General features: G+C 71.6%; 18 protein-coding genes. 8 read left to right on the forward strand and 10 right to left on the reverse strand.

Features of this window, described 5'->3' with window-relative positions:
- The first annotated feature begins 15 nt into the window (after positions 1-15).
- The 6 genes from OG371_RS05240 to OG371_RS05265 all read left to right on the forward strand — a co-directional run bounded on the left by OG371_RS05240 (position 16) and on the right by OG371_RS05265 (position 6,797).
- The gene (locus tag OG371_RS05240; RefSeq protein WP_329066092.1) at positions 16-2,682 is read left to right on the forward strand and encodes an FtsX-like permease family protein; all 2,667 of its coding nucleotides are present in this window, start codon (positions 16-18) and stop codon (positions 2,680-2,682) included.
- A complete protein-coding gene (locus OG371_RS05245) occupies positions 2,669-3,340 on the forward strand; it encodes an ABC transporter ATP-binding protein (RefSeq protein WP_329066094.1) in 672 nt (223 codons plus the stop codon). The genes OG371_RS05240 and OG371_RS05245 overlap by 14 nt, the downstream gene beginning before the upstream one ends.
- Positions 3,337-3,954 (forward strand): ABC transporter ATP-binding protein, encoded by a 618-nt coding sequence (locus OG371_RS05250; protein WP_329066096.1) that lies wholly within the window; start codon positions 3,337-3,339, stop codon positions 3,952-3,954. Before OG371_RS05245 ends, OG371_RS05250 begins: the two co-directional genes overlap by 4 nt.
- 324 nt (positions 3,955-4,278) lie before the next feature.
- Entirely contained in the window at positions 4,279-5,145 is an 867-nt protein-coding gene (locus OG371_RS05255) for an alpha/beta fold hydrolase (RefSeq protein ID WP_329066098.1), read from the forward strand.
- Between the two features lie 4 nt (positions 5,146-5,149).
- Positions 5,150-5,746, forward strand: coding sequence for a TetR/AcrR family transcriptional regulator (locus OG371_RS05260; RefSeq protein WP_329066100.1), 597 nt, complete (start codon positions 5,150-5,152; stop codon positions 5,744-5,746).
- Between the two features lie 10 nt (positions 5,747-5,756).
- Entirely contained in the window at positions 5,757-6,797 is a 1,041-nt protein-coding gene (locus OG371_RS05265; RefSeq protein WP_329066102.1) for a zinc-binding dehydrogenase, read from the forward strand.
- Here the strand turns inward: OG371_RS05265 and OG371_RS05270 are convergent.
- Complete coding sequence (locus OG371_RS05270) at positions 6,794-7,390, reverse strand: TetR/AcrR family transcriptional regulator (protein WP_329066105.1); 597 nt, start codon at positions 7,388-7,390, stop codon at positions 6,794-6,796. The genes OG371_RS05265 and OG371_RS05270 overlap by 4 nt on opposite strands.
- Before the next feature lie 82 nt (positions 7,391-7,472).
- Here OG371_RS05270 and OG371_RS05275 point away from each other — a divergent pair, with 82 nt between their 5' ends.
- The gene (locus OG371_RS05275) at positions 7,473-8,144 is read left to right on the forward strand and encodes an SDR family NAD(P)-dependent oxidoreductase (protein WP_329066107.1); all 672 of its coding nucleotides are present in this window, start codon (positions 7,473-7,475) and stop codon (positions 8,142-8,144) included.
- Positions 8,145-8,150: 6 nt separating this feature from the next.
- Here OG371_RS05275 and OG371_RS05280 read toward each other — a convergent pair whose 3' ends face one another.
- Positions 8,151-9,512, reverse strand: a complete 1,362-nt coding sequence (locus OG371_RS05280; protein ID WP_329066109.1) for an NAD-dependent succinate-semialdehyde dehydrogenase — start codon at positions 9,510-9,512, stop codon at positions 8,151-8,153.
- A gap of 268 nt (positions 9,513-9,780) precedes the next feature.
- Here OG371_RS05280 and OG371_RS05285 point away from each other — a divergent pair, with 268 nt between their 5' ends.
- Positions 9,781-10,299, forward strand: a complete 519-nt coding sequence (locus OG371_RS05285; RefSeq protein WP_329066111.1) for a lytic polysaccharide monooxygenase auxiliary activity family 9 protein — start codon at positions 9,781-9,783, stop codon at positions 10,297-10,299.
- 38 nt (positions 10,300-10,337) lie between these two features.
- Here the strand turns inward: OG371_RS05285 and OG371_RS05290 are convergent, their stop codons facing one another.
- The 8 genes from OG371_RS05290 to OG371_RS05325 all read right to left on the reverse strand — a co-directional run bounded on the left by OG371_RS05290 (position 10,338) and on the right by OG371_RS05325 (position 20,848).
- Positions 10,338-10,583 (reverse strand): PLD nuclease N-terminal domain-containing protein, encoded by a 246-nt coding sequence (locus OG371_RS05290; protein ID WP_329066113.1) that lies wholly within the window; start codon positions 10,581-10,583, stop codon positions 10,338-10,340.
- Positions 10,584-10,696: 113 nt separating this feature from the next.
- Positions 10,697-11,893, reverse strand: coding sequence for an MFS transporter (locus tag OG371_RS05295; RefSeq protein WP_329066115.1), 1,197 nt, complete (start codon positions 11,891-11,893; stop codon positions 10,697-10,699).
- Positions 11,894-11,979: 86 nt separating this feature from the next.
- Positions 11,980-13,104 carry an FAD-dependent oxidoreductase gene (locus tag OG371_RS05300; RefSeq protein WP_329066116.1) on the reverse strand — a complete coding sequence of 375 codons (1,125 nt, stop codon included), beginning with the start codon at positions 13,102-13,104 and terminating at the stop codon, positions 11,980-11,982.
- Positions 13,101-13,763: a TetR/AcrR family transcriptional regulator gene (locus OG371_RS05305; protein WP_329066118.1), complete on the reverse strand. Its 663-nt coding sequence runs from the start codon at positions 13,761-13,763 to the stop codon at positions 13,101-13,103. Before OG371_RS05305 ends, OG371_RS05300 begins: the two co-directional genes overlap by 4 nt.
- 316 nt (positions 13,764-14,079) lie before the next feature.
- The gene (locus tag OG371_RS05310; protein ID WP_329066120.1) at positions 14,080-14,655 is read right to left on the reverse strand and encodes an isochorismatase family protein; all 576 of its coding nucleotides are present in this window, start codon (positions 14,653-14,655) and stop codon (positions 14,080-14,082) included.
- A gap of 11 nt (positions 14,656-14,666) precedes the next feature.
- Positions 14,667-16,031 (reverse strand): MFS transporter, encoded by a 1,365-nt coding sequence (locus OG371_RS05315; RefSeq protein WP_329066122.1) that lies wholly within the window; start codon positions 16,029-16,031, stop codon positions 14,667-14,669.
- A gap of 35 nt (positions 16,032-16,066) precedes the next feature.
- Positions 16,067-16,510, reverse strand: coding sequence for a MarR family winged helix-turn-helix transcriptional regulator (locus OG371_RS05320; RefSeq protein ID WP_329066124.1), 444 nt, complete (start codon positions 16,508-16,510; stop codon positions 16,067-16,069).
- 972 nt (positions 16,511-17,482) lie between these two features.
- Entirely contained in the window at positions 17,483-20,848 is a 3,366-nt protein-coding gene (locus OG371_RS05325) for a TM0106 family RecB-like putative nuclease (RefSeq protein ID WP_329072916.1), read from the reverse strand.
- Positions 20,849-20,874 lie beyond the last annotated feature (26 nt).

Raw genomic sequence — 20,874 nt, forward strand, 5'->3', positions numbered from 1 at the left:
GTGAAACTCCGCAGCATGCCGAAGAGGGGGCTGCCCGCACCGTGGGCGCGTGCGCCGAGGATGATCTGGCGCCAGCCGACAGTGGTACTGGCCGTGCTGGCCGCCGCGGTGCTGGTGGCGCTGCCGGCCGCGGCGATCTCCCTTTTCCTTTCCTCCGCGGGCACCGCGACGCTGCAGAAACAGGCCGGCGTCGCGTGTGAATGGGCCGTCGGCGCGCAGTGGCAGGGACAGCTGCCGGTAATGCCGAGAAACCCGCAGGTACCCGAAAAAGTGGGCAAACCGCTGCTGGACGCGCGGCTCACGGCGGCCCGGCAGACCGAAGCGGGCATCCCGGATCTTTCGCCGCCCGTGAGCACGCTGGTCAGCCGCGCGAACGTGGCGGTCGCGACCGGGACCCCGGTGCACCCCGAGCAGCGGCTGATGAACCTGGTGGCCCGCGACGGCTTCGCCGGCCACGTCCAGGTGCTGTCCGGCGGCACCGGCCCGGGCATCTGGCTGCCGGACCAGTTCGCGGACACCCAGCAGCTGAAGGTGGGCGACCAGGTGTCGCTGACCAGCGGCCCCCTCCCCGGTCTGGCGGCGGCCGGCACCACCACGCCGCTGGCCACGATGCGCGTCGCGGCCGTTTACCGTGACCTGCGCTCGCTGCCGGACGGGCAGTATTGGTGCAGCCTCAAGAACCTCTACCGCGGCAGCCCGCTGAGCAACGCCGGCACGTATCCGATGGCCCTGCTCTCCAGCGATGACCTGCTCAAGGCCACCGACCCGGCTGATTCCGGCCTGGGCTCCAGCGTCGAAAGCTCGGTCGACACCACGGGAATGACCACGGCGAGCGCCGCCCCGGTGATCGACGGCCTGGACCGGCTCCGGGCGCGCACGGCCGATCCGCAAGACCCGCTGGGCGCCGCGTTCGACCACACGCAGTACACGTCTTCGCTGCGCGGCATGTCCGACCGGGCCGATCAGGTGACCTCGGCGCTGGTGGCCACCGTCGTGCCGATGGGCGCGGTGGGCGCGCTGGCCGGGCTGGTGATCGCCGCCGCTGCCGGGTCGTTCTGGGTGGACCGGCGACGGGCCGAGCTGGCGGTGCTGTCGGCCCGCGGCGTCGGGCCGTGGGCGCTGGTGGGCAAGGCGGTGCTGGAAACCGGCGCGGTGGTGGCCCTCGGCTCCGTCGCGGGCTGGTTCGCGGCGCGGTACCTGGTCGCCGCCGTGGGTCCGAGCCCGTTGGTGACGCCGGGCGCGCTGACCGGTTCGGTGCTGGCCGGGGCCGCCGCGCTGCTGGTGACGCTGGGCGCCATCGCGCTGGCGAGCGGGCGCCGGATCACCGCGCATTTCGACGCCCGTGCGAAGCCGGCCCGGCTGTGGCCGTGGGAGCTGATTCCCCTTGTCGCGGCGGTGGTCTGCTACTTCGTGCTCGACGACGGCACCGTCGCGGGCGTCGGGACGGCGGGTTCGGTGGCGGGGATCCCGCCGCGGCTGGTTGTCGTGCCGCTGCTGCTGGTGATCGGGCTGGCGCTGTTCGCCGCGCGGATCGTGCGCTGGTCGGTGGTGCGCGCCAACCCGGTGAAGCTGACCAGGCCGGTCTCTTTCCTTTCCTGGCAACGGATCGCGTCCGGCCCGGCCGCCGCCGCGGTGCTGATCGGGGCGACCGCGATCCCAGTGGCGCTGTCGATGTACGCGACCACGGTGACCGAATCGGTGGACCGCACGCTGCACGCGGAATCGCAGCTGATCGTCGGCTCCGACCTGGTCCTCGGCCTGACCGGGCCCGCGCACGTGCCGCCGGGCCTGGCCGGCCGGACCAGTCTCGTGGACCGGTACGACTCCGGTTACGTCGGCAGCACCACCGTCAACGTGCTCGGCGTCGACCCGGAAACCTTTGCCACCACGGCGTTCTGGGACAACGCCCTGCCGGGCCCGACACTCGCCGAGCTGATGGCCAAGCTCGCCGCACCCGGCGCCCCGGCCGGAATCCTGGCCGGGCTGCCCGCCACCCCCGCGACCGCCGAGGTGCGGATCAACGGGCAGGCCACGAAGCTGTCCATCACCACCGTCGCCCAGCTGCCCGGCAAGAACTCCGGCTTCCCGCAGCTGCTCGTGCGCAAGGACCTGCTCGACCGGCTGGCCGGCGAGAGCGCGCACCCCCAGCTGTGGCTGCGCGGCGACCCGGCGCAGTCCCTTGCGGCGTTGAGCGGCACGGGCACGCAGATCGGCACGGTCAGCCAGGCCCAGGACGTCACTGCCAACGGCGTTTACGCGGCCATCAGCTACACCTTCGTGTTCCTGACCGCGGTTTCAGTGCTCGCGGGCGCGATCGTGCTGGTGGGCTTGCTGTTGTACCTGAACGCGCGGTCCCGGGCGCGGCGCAGCGCGTACGTGTTGTTGCGGCGGATGGGGATCGGGCCGCGGGCGCATTGGCGGGCCCTGCTGTACGAGGTCGGCGGGCTGCTGATCGCCGGGTTCGCCTTCGGCCTGGTGTTCGCCGCGGTCGCCGTCGCGGTGACCAGCCCCGGTTACGACCTCGATCCCGGCATCGCGCCGGGCACCCTGCTCTCGACGCCGTGGTCGCTGGCCCTGCGGCTGGCTGCCGCGACCCTGCTCGCGGCGGTGCTGGCCACCCTCGCCGCCCAGCGCGCGGTCTCCCGCGCCCGGCCCGCGGAGGTGCTGCGTGACACCGAATAGTCCACCGGCACTGCGCTGCTCGGGGCTCACCCACCATTACCCGGCCTCGGACCACGACGTCCCCGCGCTGCACGACGTCAGGCTGTCGGCCGCCCGTGGCCGCGTCACCGCGCTCGTCGGCCCGTCGGGTTCCGGAAAGTCGACCCTGCTGCGGATTTTGGCCTGTCTCGACCGGCCCACCCACGGCACCGTCGAGGTCGACGGCGTGGACGCCACCGCGTTGTCCGCCCGTCGCCGCCGGGAGCTGCGGCGTCACCAGCTCGGTTACGTGTTCCAGAACCCGATCGACAATCTGCTGGGCTACCTCACCGTCGAGGAGCACCTCAACCTCGCCACCCGCCTGCGCGGCACCGCGCCCGCCGACGGTGAACTCCTCGACGCGCTCGGCCTTTCCGGCCGCCGCACTCATTACCCCCGGCAGCTTTCCGGCGGCGAACAGCAACGCGTCGCCCTCGCCTTTGCCGCCGCCGGCGATCCGGCCGCGCTGCTCGCCGACGAGCCCACCGCGCAGCTCGACCGGGCGTCGGCCCATCTCGTCGGCGAGGCGCTGCATCGTCTCGCGGCGCTCGGGCACGCCGTGGTCGTCGCCACCCACGATCCCGAACTCACCGCCGTCGCCGATGACGTGCACGAACTCGTGGACGGGAGGATCGCGTGAGCCTGGTGACGCTGACCGACGTCAGCAAGAGCTACCGGCGCACTCTCGCCCTCCGCCCGGTGAGCCTGGAACTCCAGCCCGGCGAACTCGTCGCGCTGGCCGGCCCGTCCGGCTCCGGCAAGAGCACCCTGCTGATGATCACCGGTGGCTGGGAGACCCCTGATACCGGCACGGTGACGCCGCACCCGCCGCTGCCGGATCGGCCGATGGCGCAGATGCAGTGGGAGCACGTCGGGTTCGTCCCGCAGTCGATCGGCCTGTTCGATGAACTGTCCATTACGGACAATCTCGCCTTCCCCGCCCGCAACCGGGAAGACACCGCCGACCGGGCGAAGCTGCTGGAAACCTTGGACCTGGCGAAGTTCGCGAACCGCCGCCCGGCGCAGATCTCCCGCGGCGAGCAGCAGCGCGCCGCCGTTGCCCGCGCGCTCGTCACCAATCCCACATTGGTGCTCGCGGACGAGCCCACCTCACACCAGGACCGCGCCCACGCCGAGCTGGTCCTCATCCGGCTGCGGGCGGCGGCCGACGCCGGCACGACGGTCCTGGTCGCCAGCCACGACCCGCTGCTCACCCAGCACGCCGACCGCACGATCACCCTGGCCGGCGCGTAAAAGCTCGTGAGTGTTCATGACGGTTAGAACCGTCCTAGCCACTCACGAGCCTGGCTGCTGCTCACCGGCCACGCGGAGCTGTTGCGCGAAGACGGCCTGATCGTGGCCGACGTCCGCGCCGAGGTGGAGCGACCGTTCGCGTACTTCAGACGGACGATCCGGCGCTGGCCCTGGTCCCCGGCCCGGAGGTCGCCGACGCCTCCTGGCCGGCCGACGACATCCACCCGTCCGCGGCCGGTTACCGCCGGATGGCCCCGCTCTTCGGCAGCCTCATTACCCCCGGGGTAATTTACATACAGACTGTATGTATGTACTTTGGCGGTCATGACACGAGGCGAAGAACTGGGACAGGAGCACGGCGTCCGGCTGCCGCAGGGCGAACTGCGCTACTTCGAACGCGGCGAGGGCCGGCCGGTGGTGTTCCTGCACGGGGTGCTGACGAACGCGCTGCTGTGGCGGAAGGTCGTGCCCACCGTCGCTTCGGCCGGGTTCCGCTGCCTGGCGCCGGACCTGCCGCTGGGCGGGCACACCGTGCCGCTGCGGGCGGACGCCGACCTGAGCGTGCCCGGCGTCGCCACGCTGATCGGCGACTTTCTCGAGGCGCTGGACCTGCATGACGTCACGCTGGTCGCGAACGACACCGGCGGCGCGCTCACGCAGGTGCTGCTCGCGCGGTACCCCGAGCGCGTCGGCCGGGTCGTGCTGACGCCGTCGGACAGCTTCGAGTACTTCTTCCCGCCGATCTTCCGGCCACTGCCGGCGATCGCGCGGATCCCGGGTTCGATGGCGGTGCTCGGGCAGCTGCTGCGGATCCGCGCGCTGTACGGGCTGCCCCTGCTGTTCGGCTGGGTGACCAAGCACCCGCTGGCGCCGGAGATCGCCGCCGACTACCTCACCCGGCTGCACAAGTCGTCCGGCCTCCGCCGGGACCTGCGCAAGCTGCTGCGCACCGTCCATTCGCGACACACGCTGGCCGCGGCGGAGAAGCTGCGGCAGTTCGAGCGGCCGGTGCTGCTGGTGTGGGCGAGCGAGGACAAGCTGTTCCCGATCCGCTTCGCGCACCGGCTGGCCGAGCTGCTGCCGGACGCGAAACTGGTGGAGGTGGCCGACTCCTACTCGTTCGTCTCCGAGGACCAGCCGGCGGAGCTGGCCCGCCACGTCGTCGAGTTCGCGGGCGCCATGGCAGATTAGGCGGGTGCGACGTACCCAGCAGGACCGCTCCGCCGGCACCAGGACCGCCCTGACCACGGCCGCGCGGGAGCTGTTCACCACCCGCGGCTACCAGGCCGTGCCCGCCGAGGAGATCACCCGCACCGCGGGCGTCACCCGGGGCGCGCTCTACCACCACTTCGGTGACAAGCAGGGCCTGTTCCGCGCGGTCGTCGAAGAGGTGGAGCGCGAGATCACCGCCGAGGTCGAGGCCGCGCTGGAGCAGGCGCCGGACACGCTCACCGGCATGGCGGCCGCGCTCAGCGTGTTCCTGGACATCTGCCTGCGCGACGACGTCCGGCGTATCTCGCTGACCGACGCGCCCGCCGTGCTGGGCTGGGAAGCGTGGCGGGAGCTGGAGGCCGAGTACGGGCTGAAGCTGCTGGTCGACGCGCTGGCCGGCGCCCACGCTGAAGGCCTGCTCGTCGACCTGCCGCTGCGGACGCTGGCGCAGCTCGTGCTGAGCGCGGTGATGGAGGCCGCGCGCATGATCGCCGCGGCCGACGACCCGGCCCGCGTCCGCGCCGAGGCCGAGCAGGTGTTCGCCGGCTGGCTGGGGAGCCTGCTGCGTCCCGCGGGCTGAACTGCCGATCATGCTGTGGCACGGTGGGGTGATGGACGAGGTGATGACCGCCGTGGTCCTGCCGCGGCACGGAGGTATCGAAGCGCTCGAACTCCACCGGGACTGGCCGGTGCCGCGGCCCGGGCCCGGCGAGGTGCTCGTGCGGGTGACCGCCGCGGCGTTGAACAACACCGATGTGTGGACGCGCGAGGGCGCGTACGGCACTGCCTCGGACCCGGACGCGCTCAGCGGCTGGCGCGGTCCGATCGACTTCCCGCGGATCCAGGGCGGCGACATCGCCGGCGTGGCCGTCGAGAGCGGCCGCCGTGTGCTGGTCGACCCGGCGATCTACCAGGACGGCAGCCGGGACGCGCCGCCGGTCGGCCTGCTGGGCAGCGAGGCGGACGGCGGATTCGCCGAGTACGTCGTGGTTCCCGCGGACCAGGTCCACGACGTCACCTCGTCGCCGCTGAGCGACGAGGAACTGGCTTGCCTGCCCGTCGCGTACGGCACAGCCATGGGCATGCTGGAACGGGCCGGTCTCGAGGCCGGCGAGAAGGTGCTGGTCACCGGCGCTTCCGGCGGCGTCGGCGCGGCGCTGGTGCAGCTCGCCGCCGCCCGCGGGGCTCGGGCGTTCGCCGTGACGAGCGCGGCTAAGGCCGATGCGGTTATGGAGCTGGGCGCTTCGGGCGTCATCTTGCGTGATGGCGCTGGGGATGTCGCCACCCAAGTGTCCGCGCTCGGCCCCCTGGACGCGGTCGCGGACGTCGCGGGCGGCCCCCTGCTGGCCGACCTGCTCCCGTTGCTCCGCGACGACGGCCGCTGGGTGATCGCCGGTGCCGTCGCGGGCGCGCTGGTGCAGCTGGACCTGCGCCGGCTGTACCTGCACAACATCCGGCTGATCGGCTCGTCGATGCACACCCGCCCGCACTTCGCCGAACTCGTGCGCACGGCGTTGGCCGGCACGGTCCGTCCGCCGGTCGCGGCCACGCACCCGCTGACGTCGCTTTCCGAGGCGCAGCAACAGTTCCTGCACCACAATCACGTGGGGAAGATCGTGGTACGGCCTTAAGCGCGGGGCCTGAGCAAGTCCTCGACCAGGGTGCTGACCAAACCGCGGGGCACGCTCGCGCCGGTCAGCGCGCAGTAGACGATCGGGCCGATCAGTGCGTCGAGCGTGGCGTCGGGGCCGAGCCGGGGCGAGATCTCGCCGGCGTCGATCGCGCGGGCGAGCATCTCGCGTTCCTGCTCGCGGCGTGGGCCGAGGTAACGCTGGTGGAAGCTTTCGGCCGTCGCGGGGTCGTGCTGAGCCTCGGCCATCAGCGCGAGCAGGACCTTGCCGGCCGGGTCGCGGGTGAGGAACCGCGCGAAGCCGCGCAGGTAGGTCTGGATGCTTTCCGCGGTGGGCTTGTCCATCGGGACGGCGGAGCGCTTGTCGCTGTCCTCGATGAGCGTGTCGAGGAGGACTTCGACCTTCGACGGCCACCACCGGTAGATCGTCTGCTTCCCGACCCCGGCCCGGCGTGCGATGGCCTCGACGGTCAGCGCGCCGAACCCGTGCTCGACCAGGAGATCGTCGGCGGCGTGCAGCACGGCCAGGCGCGCGGCCTCGTCGCGCCGGTTGCCGGACCGGGTCCGGCGGGGCTGAGAACTGGCAGCGGGCATGCCGGACAGCTTACCGGCGTGGCATTGTCGAGACGAAACGTCTCGTCTATGCTGAGTTTTCCTTCCCAGACAAGGAGCCACTGTGTCCGACCGGTCCCACGCCCTCATCATCGGCGCTTCCCGCGGGCTGGGCCTCGCCCTCGCGAACGAACTGACCCGCCGCGGCTGGCACGTCACCGCCACCACCCGCGGCAGCGGCGACCTGCGAGCCTCCGCGGACCTGACGATCGAATCGTTGGAGATGACCAGCCCCGACCAGCTGACCGCCCTGCGCGAACGCCTGTCCGGCCGGCGGTTCGACCTGCTTTTCGTCAACGCCGCGATCAACCGGGGCAACCAGCCCATCGGCGAGGTCCCGACCGACGTGTTCACCGAGGTGATGGTCACCAACGCCCTGAGCCCGCTACGAACCCTCGAAACCCTGCGCGACCTCGTCGTCCCCGACGGAACCGTGGCGATCATGTCGTCGGACCAGGGCAGCATCTCGCGCAACACCGAGCCCGGCTACGAGCTGTACAAGGCGAGCAAGGCCGCGCTCAATCAGCTGATGCGCAGCTACACCACCCGCCACACCGGCGACGGCCACACCAAGCTCCTGATCGATCCCGGCCACAACAAAACCGCCCTCGGTGGGCCGGATGCGCCGCTTACGGCCGAGGAGAGTATTCCTGCGGTTGTGGATGTTTTGGAGAAGCAGGCTGGTGCGACTGGGCTTCAGTTCTTGGACCTGCATGGCGAAGTTGTGCCGTGGTGAACCGGGTCAGAAGCGGATCGACTTCTTGTTCATGAACTCTTCAATCCCCAACGCTCCCAGCTCCCGCCCCATCCCTGACCGCTTGATCCCACCGAACGGCAGATCCGCCTCCGAGCCACCGGATTTGTTGAAATACACCATCCCCGCCTCGATCCGATCGGCGACGCGGCGAAGACGGGCCGGGTCCGTGCCGAAGACGCTCGCCCCCAGCCCGAACGGTGAGTCGTTCGCGATGGCGATCGCCTCTTCCTCTGTGCTGGCACGGAAAACCAGCACGACGGGACCGAAGATCTCTTCCCGGTAGGCGTCCATCTCCGGAGTGACGTCAGTCAGCACCGTGGCCTCCAGGTACGCGCCCGGGCCGTCGACGCGGTGGCCGCCGGCGCGGAGGGTGGCGCCCTGGCGGATGGCGGTCTCGACCTGGGCGGCGACCTCGTCCGCGGCGGCGATCGACGCGAGCGGCGGCAGTTTCGTCGCCGGGTCGGCCGGGTCGCCGGGCTGGTAGAAGTCCGCGACGCGCTTGGCCAGGCGGTCCACGAACTCGTCGTACAGCTCCGAGAGCACGATCATCCGCTTCGGCGCGTTGCACGACTGGCCGCAGTTGCGCATGCGCGCGGTGGCGACGGTGTTCACGGTCGTCTCGAGGTCGTCGGTGTCCAGCACGATCAGGGGGTCGGAGCCGCCCAGCTCCAGCACGCAGCGCTTGAGGTTCCGGCCCGCCTCCGCCGCGACGGAGATGCCTGCCTGCTCGCTGCCGGTCAGCGAAACGCCCTGGATACGCGGGTCCTCCAGCATCCACGGCACCTGGCGGCTGGACGCGAAGACGTTCACGTACGCGTCTTCCGGCACGCCCGCGTCGTACAGGATCCGCTCGATCGCGGCGGCCGAGCGCGGGCAGATCGACGCGTGCTTGAGCAGGATCGTGTTGCCCAGCACCAGGTTCGGGGCCACGAACCGGGCCACCTGGTAACACGGGAAGTTCCACGGCATCACCCCGAGCAGCGCGCCGATCGGCTCCTTGCGGATCACCGCGGAACCACTGCGGAGCACCAGCGGCTCGTCGGCCACCAGGTCCGGGCCGTGCTCGGCGTAGTAGGTGAAGATGTCCACGACGATGCCGACCTCGCCGCGGCCCTCGTTGATCCGCTTGCCCATCTCCAGCGTCATGATCTCGGCGAGCTCGTCGGACCGCTCCGCGAACAGCTCCGCCGCGCGCGCCACGATCGCCGCGCGTTCGGCGACCGGCCGGAGCCGCCACGAGCCGTAGCCGCGGTGGACGCGCTCGATCGCCGTGCGGACCTCCTCGTCGGTCGCGTTCCCGATTTCCTCGATCCGTTCACCCGTCGCCGGGTTGGTGACTGAGTACATGGCGGCGTGGGCCCTCCGTGGCTTCACGAACACGTGCGACTGGACCCGCTCAGTCTACTGCATACAATATGGGATCGACAACGGCGCATCGTCAGCGTCCATTCAGGCGACGTCTTGACCGAAAAGCCCGAATCTGCCGTATGGTCTAGACCACACTTTCCCTCCCCCTCCGCCCGCGCACCACTCGCCGCGGCCGGTCGATCGCGCCTGCCCGACAGCGGCGACCGGCCGTCACGGGAGCGGGCCTGCCTGTATGAAGGAGCCCGGCATGAAAACGAACCGCAAGCTCGTCGCCGCACTGGCCGGCGCGGCGATCGCCCCGGTGATCGTCCTGGTCGGCCCGGTCGGCACCGCGAGCGCGCACGGCTACGTCAACGCGCCCGCCAGCCGGCAGGCGCAATGCGCGCAGAACGTCGTCTCCTGCGGCGAAATCAAGTACGAGCCGCAGAGCGTCGAGGGCCCGAAAGGCCTGAGAAGCTGCAACGGCGGCGTCGCCCGCTTCGCCGAGCTGAACGACAACAACAAGGGCTGGCACGCCGCCCCGGTGGGCCGCACGGTGACGTTCAACTGGACGTTCACCGCCCGGCACAAGACCACCGACTATGTGTACTACATCGGCAACACCCAGATCGCCAGCTTCAGCGGCAACAACCAGCAGCCGCCCGCCACCGTCTCGCACTCGGTGAACCTGGGCAACCACACCGGACGGCAGACCGTGCTGGCCGTCTGGAACATCGCCGACACCGCCAACGCGTTCTACTCCTGCATCGACCTGCAGGTGAGCTGACCGGCGGCCGGTGCGCGGGCCGGTGCCCGCGCACCGGCTCACAGCCCGGCGATGCTGCTTTGCTTACGCCCCACCAGGAACCACAACAGCGGCCCGAGGAACGGGGCGCAGAAGGCGAACACCACCCAGACCAGCTTCATGCCCCCGGTGAGGCCGCTGCCGAGGATACTGACCAGCGCGGCGATGAAGAAGATCACCGGCAGCAGGAGCACGGCGGCCAGCACGATCCCGCCCGTGAGGTGCGCGAGGTCCGGGGCGGCGGAGAGCGCTGGCGGCGTGGTCATCGGAGTCTCCTGGTCACTCGGGTATACGGTCCACATCGGACACCGGGGTGCCGCGATGTGCCCAGTGTGGCGGCCCGTGCGCCAAAGCGGATCGGCTCGATGGCTCGTTCCCGCTAAGCCGAAAGTCGTAGGGCCAGGGCGGGGACGATCCGCTCCAGGCGGTGCACGGCCAGCGCGGCCAGCATGTTCAGCAGGCCCAGCACCAGCCACGGCAGCCAGTGGCGCACCTCGAACAGCGTGGTGAAGAACGCGGGCGCGATCAGGCCCGCCACGGTGAACGAGTACTGGAACGAAGCCAGGTAACGGCCGCGCGCGGCGGGCGGCGACAGTGCGGTGGCCAGCGCCATCGCGATCGGCGCGTGGGCCAGCTCCGCGGCGGTGAACAGCGCCGTCCCGGCCAGCAGCACCGGGATCACCCAGGCCAGCTGGCCTGAACCCAGTGCTGCGAAGACGAAGCACCACGCGGCCCAGAGTGCGGCGGCCCCGATCAGCACCCGGGTCCGCCGGTAGGGCGCGAGGCGCCGGACCACCGGGGCGGTCAGCAGCGTCAGCAGGACCGTGTTGCCGACCAGCACCACCGGCGCGAGCCACGACGGCCCGCCCAGCCCGTCCGCCACGAACACCGGCAGCCCCAGCGCCAGCATCATGCTCGTGCCGGCGAATACCGTGTTGAGGCCCGCGAACGAGAGGAACGGCCGGTCCCGCAGCATCGTGCGGTAGCCGACCTCCTCGCCGGGCTCGGGTGGCCTTCGGGGGGCGCGCACCCCGAAGGCGATCGCGACACCCGCCAGCAGGAGGCACGCAGCCGAGCCGTACGCGACGGCCCGGTAGCCGTCGCTCGTCACAGCCACCGCGGTGATCAAACCGCCGACCGCCAGACCCGCCGTACGGGTCATGGTCGCGAGGCCGAACCAGCTGTCCTTGCTCCGCGAGGACTCAGCGGCGTCGGCGAAATCCGCGACCGCGGTGAAGATGCACGACCAGAAGAACCGCACGCCGACCGCGATCAGCCCGGACGCCAGGAAGATCCCCACCGGGCCGCTGACCTGGCCGTACCACAGGAAGCCGAGACCCTGCGCCAGCTGCGCGCCGACCACCAGCGGCAGCGGGCCCACCCGGTCGGCGAGCCGCCCGGCCAGCAGCGGGACCGGCAGCGTGAGCACCCCGGCCAGGCTGACCAGCAGGCCGATCAGCGACAGCGGCACGTCGGTGATCCGGGTGAAGAAGAGCAGCGAGAGCGGCAGGAACATGCCGTTGCCCACCGAATCGACCACCAGTGCCGCGAGCAGGACCGATCCGCCCCGTGCCACGTCTCCCCCTCGCGTCCGCCGGAGCGCGCGAGCTTACCGGCGGGGCGAGGGCGAGTCGACCGGATTTCGACGGTCCACTTAGGACGTCACGGCCTGGGCGCGGTGAACATCTCCAGCAGGCGCTTCGGGGCGCTCTCCTCGAAGCACATGACCAGGCCGTCCGCCGAATCCTTGGCGGATGCCTCGCTGCGCGGGAACAGGGCCCGCTCGTACTCAGCGAGCGCGGCCTCGACGTCGCCGGGGTGCGCGGCCAGCGCCAGGCCCAGCTCGGCGCCGTCCAGCATCGCGAGGTTCGCGCCCTCGCCGGCGAACGGCGACATCACGTGCGCCGCGTCGCCGAGCAGCGTGACGCCGGGGACGCGCTCCCAGCGGTGGCCGACCGGCAGCGCGTGGATGGGCCGCGGGATCAGCTCGCTGTCGGCATTCGTGACGAGCGCGCGCAGGCTCTCGTCCCAGCCCTCGAAGTGGCTCAGCACCGCCTTCTTCGCGGCTTCCCGGTCGCTGAAGTCGATGCCGGCGCCCCAGTTCTCGGCCGTCACGATGGCGACGTAGACGTGCAGGCTGCCGTCCGTCTCGCGGTGCGCGAGGATGCCCCGGCCCCCGGCCAGCGCGAAGAACGAGCCCCCGCCGATGACGGCCGCCTCGGCCGGATGCCGGGCGTCGGCTTCGAACAGGTCCAGCTCGACGAACGACACGCCGGTGTAGGCCGGCTTGGCCGGAGAGAGCAGCGGGCGGACGCGGGACCACGCGCCGTCCGCGCCGACCAGCACGTCGGTGGTGAACACGGTGCCGTCGGCCAGCGTCACCTCGTGCCGGCCGTCGCCGAGCGGCCGCGCGCCGGTGACCTTGGCGCCCCAGCGGATCGTGCCTTCGGGCAGGCTGCCGAGCAGCAGGTCGCGCAGCTGCCCGCGCTCGACCTCGGGCCGGCCGCCGTCGCCATCGTCCTCTTCGGACAGAAGGACGACGCCATTGCGGTCGAGGACCCGCGTGGCCTCGCCGCCGGGATGGATCAGTTCGCGGAATTCGCCGTACAGCCCGGCGGCGCGCAGCGCGGTCTGGCCGGACTCTTCGTGGATGTCGAGCATGCCGCCCTGCGCGCGGGCGGACGGGGAGGCGTCGAGGTCGTAGACGGCGGCTTCGATGCCGTTCGCGTGCAGGACGCGGGCGAGGGTCAGGCCGCCGAGTCCGGCGCCGACGATGGTGATGCTCATGGCTGCTCCTTCAAAGGGGTGGCGGCGATACCGGACAGCAGGGCTCGCCATGACCATGCCATGCGCTCCCCCGGATCGCCCGAGATGAGATCCGCGCCGGACGTGGCCAGGTGCGGGTGGGTGCCGGGCGAGAGGGCCCGGACGGCGGTGACGAGCGCGGCCCAGTCCTCTTCGGACTGTTCGACGACGTGCTCGGCGGCGGTGGCCGTCGCGTGCTGGAGCAGGAGGTCGACGCCCCAGGCAGCTTGCTGCGCCGGTACTCCGCCCTCGGCCAAGAGCGCGAGCAGCGTCTCGACCAGCTCCAGGTAGTGCCGGCCGCTGGGCCGGGCCACGAGCGCGGACTGCGCCAGCCCCGGATGACGGAGCAGCACCTCGGTGTACGACTCGAGCACGGCTTCCAGCCGCTCTTCCCAGCTGCCCTCCGGCCTCAGGCCGACCTCGCCGAGCAGCTCGTCGAGTACCGCGGCGTGCAGCTCGGCGGTGTTGCGAACGTGGACGTACAACGACGAAGCGCCGGTATCCAGCTCCTGCGCGAGACGCCGCATGGTGACCCGCTGGAGCCCTTCGGCCCGCAGCACCCCGACCGCGACCGCGACGATGCCCGCCCTGCTCAGGGCGGGCTTGGCCGGGCGTTCCCGGCGACGGCTCGGTGTGGTCATGACAGCAGCTTAACGAACGCGTTCGTTAAGAACAAGTCCATAGCGAACGTGTTCGTCAAATCACGGCCGAATCCAGGCAGCGCGCTCAGCTGATCTGATTACGGATGGTCAGGTCGAAACGCGCCGGTTCACCTATTCGTGGACTGATCTTGGTTCGACTTCTACCGCTAGTGTTTGCCCCAACCCGCTCCGCCTCGTGACATTCCCCCGACCAGGCGGCGGGCCAGGCCCCCTGGTAGTCACCCCTTCCGCGCCCAGGGGGCCGCCTCAACCGCCACCGCGCCCCGGGCCCGAGAACCCGAGGCGCGGCGCCATCTCAAGACTTCAGCAGGGCCAGGATTTCCGCCGTGGTACCGGTTTCGCCGAGGCGCGGGAAGATCCGCTCGACGCTGTTGCGGTGCACGTCCGCGTCCATGTCGCCCATCGCGTCGGTGACCAGGGTGACGTGGTAGCCGTGGTCGTGCGCCGCGCGGGCGGTGGACTCCACGCCCATGCTGGTGGCGATGCCGCCGAGCACGATCTGCGTGATGCCGCGGCGGCGCAGCTGCAGGTCGAGGTCCGTGCCGTGGAAGGCGCCCACGTTGCGCTTGGTCACCACGAGGTCCTCGGGGTGACCGGACAGCTCGTCGACGATCTGGTCCCAGCCCTCGGGCCGGGTGCCGCCGCGCGGCGGGGCTTCGGTGCGCCCGGACGGCCAGTCGGAGCCGTCGGCGGCCATCGTCACGCGAACGTGGACGACCGCCTGCCCGGCGGCGCGGAAGGCGTCCGCCAGCTCGGCCCCGCGCGCGACGACCTCCGGCCCGGCGTGGGGCTGGGTCGGCGCCGCGGCGACGCCGTTCTGCAGGTCGATGAGCACCAGCGCGGCGCGCTCGTCGATGGTGGAGACGGGCATTCGTTTTCCTTTCACTTCGCCGCGGCGTGCCGCAGCTTCCGGTCGAACAGGGTGACCGCCAGGAACAGCACGCTGACGGCGAGCACGAACCAGGCGAGGTGGTGCAGGCCACCGGTGTCGGCGCGCGGGCCGAAGAAGCCGCCGGTGGCCGCCGACGCGACCATCGCGCCGACGTACATGAACGTGCGCAGCAGCCCGGCCGAAGCGCCGATCCGTTCGGGATCCGCTTGGTAGTACACGGAGTTCTGCAACGCGAGGCCGTTGAGCCCCTGCGGCACGCCGAGCACCAAGGCGACCGCCACGAGCAGCCAGATCGGGCTGGTCCCGCCGAGCGTGAGCAGCAGCGCGCACGCCGCGATCTGCCCGGCCGCGCCGACGAGCAGCTTGCCGCGCACCTCCTTGTACCGCCCGGTCAGCGCGGCGACGCCGATCCCGACCAGGAACACCGGCAGCAGCAGGAGCCCGGACCGCGAGGCGGACAGGCCGCGGCCCTCCTCGAGCCATTGCGTGTAGCCGTACAGGAAGGCGTACGAGACGACGTACGCGAGCAGGCTGCGGGCGTACGTGAGCAGCAGCGGCAAGTTCCCGCCGAGCACCCGCAGGTCGAGGAACGGCGCCGTGGTCCGGAGTTCCCGGACGGCGAAGCCGGCGCCCGCCGCGAAGGCGATGGCGAGCAGGTACCAGTGCGCGCCGTTCGGGTTCATCAGGAACAGCAGCAGCGACACGAGCGTCGCGGCGAACAGGCCGATGCCGGGGAAGTCCAAGCGCACCGGGCCGTCCGGGCGCTGGTGGTGGCGCGGCAGGTACAGGGCGCCGAGCACGAGACAGGCCAGCGCCAGCGGGATGTTGACCGCGATCGTCGCGCGCCAGCCGCCCAGGCCGATCAGCAAGCCGCCGAGCGTCGGGCCGATCACCGCGATCGTCTGCGTGGTGATGGCGAGCAGGGTGAGCACGCCCCCCGGCCGGTCGTGACCGGTGCGCTCGCCTTCGCTGCGGATCAAGGACATCGCGGCCGGATAACCGGCGCAGGTGCCGAAGCCGAGCAGGACCCGCGCGACGATCAGCACCGGCAGGTTCGGCGCGACCAGGCCGAGGACTCCGGCGGCACCGACCAGCACGCCGCCGACGAGGAACAGGGCCCGCGGCCCGTACAGGTCCACCAGCCGTCCGACGACCGGCTGGCCGATCGCCGTGGCGAGGTAGAGCGCGGAAACCAGCCAGGCCGTCTGCGCCGGCGGCGCCCCGAGCGCCACCCCGATCGGCACGAGCGAGACGGCGATGATCGAGGAGTTGACCGGGTTCAGGATCGAGCCCATGACCATCGGCGCGATCAGCCGGCGGTCGAATGCCTCGGGGTCATTTTGCCTGCGTCGCAAGCGGAATCTAGGGGTGGTGTCGGGAGGTGCGGCCTTCATGGGGCGTCGAGCCTTTCGATCAGGGCCATGGCGTCGATCACCGTCCGGCGTTCCCGCTCGGACAGTCGTTCGTCAAGGGCGCGCACGAGCCATTCCTCTCCGGCGCGGCGCTTGCCCTCGACGAACTCACGGCCGGTTTCGCTGAGGGAGATGAGCTGGCGGCGGCCGTCGTCCGGGTCGGGGCGGCGGTGGGTGAAGCCGCGCTCGTCGAGGGGGGCGAGGGTGGCCGCCATGGACTGGGGACGCACGCGCTCGGCCGCGGCCAGCGCGCTCATCGACGCCGGGCCTTCCTTGCTCAGGCGGCTCAGCACCGAAGTCTGCGACGGCGTCAGCTCCCGGTTGTCGGAAGCGTCCTTCAACCGCCGGCGAATGCGGCTGAAGACCACGCGTATCTCTCGCGCTGCGTACACGGCCGAATCCGACGCGGTGCTCTCGTCCATAACTTCAGGGTAAACTGTTCAGTCGAAACTGTCCAGTTTTACCTGAAGATCTCCCTCGGCCGCAGGTGGCGACGCACGTCACCCTCTCGGGGCGGAACATAACGGGGCTTGGCGCGTTGTAACGGGTGTCGGTACGGAGGGGTCCCCCGGGCTTCACCTTCTGCCTTCCCGGACACCGGGGTTCTCCCGGACCGGGTCGCGCCACTCGCCGAGAGGCGACCCCCGTACCGATGCCAGACCACCCGCCCCCGCCGCGGCACTCCCCCCAGCCGCGCGAGGACGGGCGCCAGTGCTCCTGCTCCCGACCGCCGGACCCCCAGCCGGCGGCCATGGGAGCGGGAGCACCTCCCGCTGTTGAGAGTCCACAAAGGACATCGTTGCGGTGGCGCGGGAACAAACCGGCCGCCGGTGCGTTGTAGCGAGTGTCGGTACGGCGGGCCCCCGGGCCTCACCCACTGCCCTCCCGGACCCCGGGTTCTCCCGGACCGGTCGCGCCACTCGCCGAGAGGCGACCCCCGTACCGGCACCAAAACCCATCGACCACCCGCCCCAGCGCGCCAACTCCCCCACGGCCGCGCGGGGCGGGTTCCCGCTCCTGCTCCCGACCGCCGGACCCACTGCCGCGGCGGGAGCGGGAGCCTCCGTCCACTGTGGATCTTGACCGGCTCGCGGCGACGGGCGTCACAGCTCGGCGCGGGAACACCTGTGGCCGGCCAACGTTGTAAAGAGTGTCGGTACGGCGGAGTCCCCGGGCCTCACCTACTGCCTTCCCGGACCACCGGCGTCACCGCCGGAGCCGGGTCGCGCCACCCGCCGAGAGGCGACCCCCGTACCGACACCAAAGCCCCCGCGTCCACCCGCTGGTCCCCCCACCGGCGTGGCGGGCGCGGGCCCGTGCTCCCGCACCCGGCCCGCGCGACCCCCCTCGCAGCGACGGGAGCGGGAGCACACTCATGCGCCCAGGGCGTCAGCTCAGCCGGGCCACGGAGTCGCGGTCTGGAGCAGGCCCAGCATGCCCGACACGAGGCGCATCTGGTCGACCGTGCGGATGTCCGCTTCGAGCAGGCGGGGGGAGCAGACCAGGACGGCGACCGACTGGGCGCGCGAGAGGGCCACGTTCAAGCGGTTGCGCGAGAGCAGGAAGTCCAGTCCCCGCGGGAGATCCACCGCCGACGAGGACGTCATGGTCGTGATCACCACCGGGGCCTCCTGGCCCTGGAACCGGTCGACCGTGCCCACGCGCACGTCGCCGTGGCCGGCGTCCGACAGATGCCGCGAGACGACTCGGGCTTGCAGGTTGTACGGGGCCACCACGAGGAAATCCGCGTCCGTCAACGGGCGGCCCTGCCAGGTCCGGCCGTGCAGCGAGGCCACGATCGCCACGACCTCCGCGGCTTCCTCCACCGAACGGGTGGTGTTGCCGTGGTGGTCGACCGACGCCAGGTACAAGCCCGACGCAAAACCCTCCACCGACCGCGAAGCCGACGGGTGCGCGTGTAGCAGCCCCGCGTACGAAAGCCTCGAGACCGGCTCGCACACGGCCGGGTGCATGCGCCGCGTCTGGTCGAGGAAATAGCCGAGGTGCGGCGGCATGATGTCCGCCTCGCCGATCAGGTGACCGAGCGCCGAGGCCTCCGCGCCGGCCGGATGCGTGCCCTGCACCACCTGGGGCAGCTGCTGCGGATCACCCAGCAGCACCACGTTTTTCGCGCACGTCGAAACCGCCAGCGCGTCCGCGAGCGCGAACTGGCCCGCCTCGTCGATCACCAGCACGTCGAACGGCTCTTCGCGCACCGCGGCGTTCGCGAACGTCCACGCCGTGCCGCCCACCAGGTGGCCGGCGTCGTGCTCTTCGCGCCACTTCACCAGCGCCGGGTTGGACTTCGGCTGCTCCCACGGCAGCTCCGGGTCCGGCGTGCGCTTCGCGCGTTTCGCGGCGGGCAGGTCGGCGTTGCCGAGCGCGGCCGCGAGCACGTTTTCCACCGCCTTGTGACTGGTCGACGTCACGCCCACGGTCCGGCCGGACCGCACCAGGTGCGCGATCAGCTTGCCCGCCAGGTACGTCTTGCCCGCGCCCGGTGGGCCCTGCACCGCGAGCACCGAGCCGTCGAGCGCGTCGACGGCCTTGATCACCGTCGCGACCAGGTCCTCACCCGGCTCGGGCAGCGGTGCGCCGCCGCGCAGCCGGGGCGAAGAGCGCCGCAGCAGGTCCACGCCCGGGTGCGCGGGCAGCACCGGCAACGCGTCCACGACGAGCTGCGCCAGCTCGGCCACCGCCTCGTCCTTCGGCGACGGCCGCACGGGACTGCCGGGCAGCACCGCCGCCGGCCGGTCCGGCGAAGTCGCGTCCGGCGCGCTGCTCTCCTCCAGCGTCAGCTCGACCGCCGACGAGCCGATCACCTTGGCATCACGGGAGTTCGCGCCGTACCGCAGCCGCACGTCGTCGCCCGGCGCGAACGGGTGCGGCCGATCCGGATCGCACGCGAGCACCAGCGTCCGCTTCGCCGTGCGCAGCCGGCCGGACGGCGGCACCCACTCCCCGACGCTCATCGAAACCGGCACCGCGCACGTCGTGTCCACCTCGAGGTCGCCCAGCGGCGCCGCGAGCTGGCGGAAGAACTCCCACCAGGCCGGGTTGGTCTCGCGCCGGTGATAGCCGACGGACGCGGCGAGCAGCGCGCGGGCGTGGTCGTCCGGCGTGAACTCCGCCGGGTCCTCGGGCAGCCCTTCGATCAGCGGGTCCACCAGCGCCGCCATCGCGGCCGCCCGCTCCGCGCGGCGCTGGGCGGCGACGTCCTCTTCGGACGTCCTCAGTAGAGCGTCCTCTTCGGACTCGACGACCGGCGGGACCGGCTCGATGCCCGCCTCTTCCCGGACCTGGTGCAGGAACTCCAGCAGCCGCAACGTCGAGACGCAGTCGTACTCGTTGTAGTCGCCGATGCTGTGCAGCACTTCTTCGGCGCGCTCGGTCTCGCCGGCGTGCGACAGCGTGAGGTACTCCTCGTACGCCTCGATGCTGGAGACTGCCGTCTTCACGTCGCCTTCGCGCGCGGCGGGCATGTACAGCGGCTCCAGGTACTTGATGGAGTACGACCGCTGCCCGACGCGCAAAGCCTTACGCACCACCGCGTACAGGTCCACCATCGCGCCACTGCGCAACAGCTCGTCCACTGCCTCTTCGCGCGTGCCGTGCACCGCGGCGAGCCGCTTCACGGCCGTCACCTCGTACGGCGCGTAGTGGTAGACGTGCGCGCCGGGGTACTCCGCCAGCCGCGCCGTCGCGAAGTCCACGAAGTCTTCGAACGCCCGCTTCTCCTGCGCGCGCGAGTGCGCCCAGAACGGCGTGAACCGCTGGCCGTCGGCGTCGGAGGTCACGGCGCCGAACAGGTACTCCAGGCCGGTTCCCGCCAACGCGTACGGGTCGCCCTCCATGTCGAAGAAGACGTCGCCCGGGCTCGGCGCCGGCAGCTCCGCGAGCGTGTCCGGGCCGATCACCTCGTACGCGAGTTCGCCGGTTTCGTCTTGGCGCACCTGGATCGCGGCCTGCGCGCGCAGCGTGGCGAACGTGGTGACGGACATGTCGCGCGGCCGGTCCGCCGGCTCGGCGACGGCGAGCGAGTCGATCGTGCCGAGCCCGGCCGTCGCCAGCTTGCGCCGTTGCTCACTGCGCATCCCGGCCACCAGCGACAGATCGCGATCGGCTTCGCGCGCCGAAGCGCAGTGCTGTGCATAACCGCAGGCGCCGCAAGCGGGACGCTCGTCGGCCCACAGCTTCAGTGGCAGCTGCGGGGGCCTGGAGCGCAGACGCGAGCGGAGGCGGTCGAGCAACGGGAGGAAGTCGTCGACGCGGAGGGTGCGCGTGGTGCCGTCGCCGAGCAGCAGGTGCATGTCCGGGCCGGAAGGCCAGCCGCCGCGCCGCAGGGCGTCGGCGTAGGCGGCCAGCTGGACGACGGCGGCGGGCTTGGCGTGACGGGCGAGCTTGGTGTCGTAGACCTCGTAGCGGCCTTCGTCGTCGCGCAGCAGGAAGTCGGCGCGGCCGGTGAACTCCTCGTCGTGGAACACCGCCTGGTAGACGACGGGCGCGCCGGCCCGCAACGCCTCCGCGGTGGCCTTCGCCGCCACCACGGGGTCGCGCTCCTCGATCTCGACGACCTGGGTCTTCTCGCTCCGCAGCCGCCCGAGCGTGGCCGCCTCGTGCGCGCGGCCGTGCTTGACGGCCAGCTGATCCGGCCCCGAGCCGGGCCGCGGCGCACCGGGCAGGCCCGCGGCCAGCGCCTGGGTGAGCACACTCCGGTGCTCGCATTCGAGCAGGTCGGCAAGATCGGACGGCGTGTACATCGCCGCGAAGTCTGACACGGCCGCCT

The organism is Amycolatopsis sp. NBC_01480 (assembly GCF_036227205.1).
In the GTDB taxonomy this organism is placed as follows: Bacteria; Actinomycetota; Actinomycetes; order Mycobacteriales; family Pseudonocardiaceae; genus Amycolatopsis.

Coding starts and splice junctions, on each gene's coding strand:
- OG371_RS05240 (WP_329066092.1), top strand. CDS start 16: ATGCCGAAGAGGGGGCTGCCCGCACCGTGGGCGCGTGCGCCGAGGATG.
- OG371_RS05255 (WP_329066098.1), top strand. CDS start 4,279: ATGACACGAGGCGAAGAACTGGGACAGGAGCACGGCGTCCGGCTGCCG.
- OG371_RS05265 (WP_329066102.1), top strand. CDS start 5,757: ATGCTGTGGCACGGTGGGGTGATGGACGAGGTGATGACCGCCGTGGTC.
- OG371_RS05270 (WP_329066105.1), bottom strand. CDS start 7,390: ATGCCCGCTGCCAGTTCTCAGCCCCGCCGGACCCGGTCCGGCAACCGG.
- OG371_RS05280 (WP_329066109.1), bottom strand. CDS start 9,512: ATGTACTCAGTCACCAACCCGGCGACGGGTGAACGGATCGAGGAAATC.
- OG371_RS05285 (WP_329066111.1), top strand. CDS start 9,781: ATGAAAACGAACCGCAAGCTCGTCGCCGCACTGGCCGGCGCGGCGATC.
- OG371_RS05290 (WP_329066113.1), bottom strand. CDS start 10,583: ATGACCACGCCGCCAGCGCTCTCCGCCGCCCCGGACCTCGCGCACCTC.
- OG371_RS05300 (WP_329066116.1), bottom strand. CDS start 13,104: ATGAGCATCACCATCGTCGGCGCCGGACTCGGCGGCCTGACCCTCGCC.
- OG371_RS05305 (WP_329066118.1), bottom strand. CDS start 13,763: ATGACCACACCGAGCCGTCGCCGGGAACGCCCGGCCAAGCCCGCCCTG.
- OG371_RS05310 (WP_329066120.1), bottom strand. CDS start 14,655: ATGCCCGTCTCCACCATCGACGAGCGCGCCGCGCTGGTGCTCATCGAC.
- OG371_RS05320 (WP_329066124.1), bottom strand. CDS start 16,510: ATGGACGAGAGCACCGCGTCGGATTCGGCCGTGTACGCAGCGCGAGAG.
- OG371_RS05325 (WP_329072916.1), bottom strand. CDS start 20,848: ATGTACACGCCGTCCGATCTTGCCGACCTGCTCGAATGCGAGCACCGG.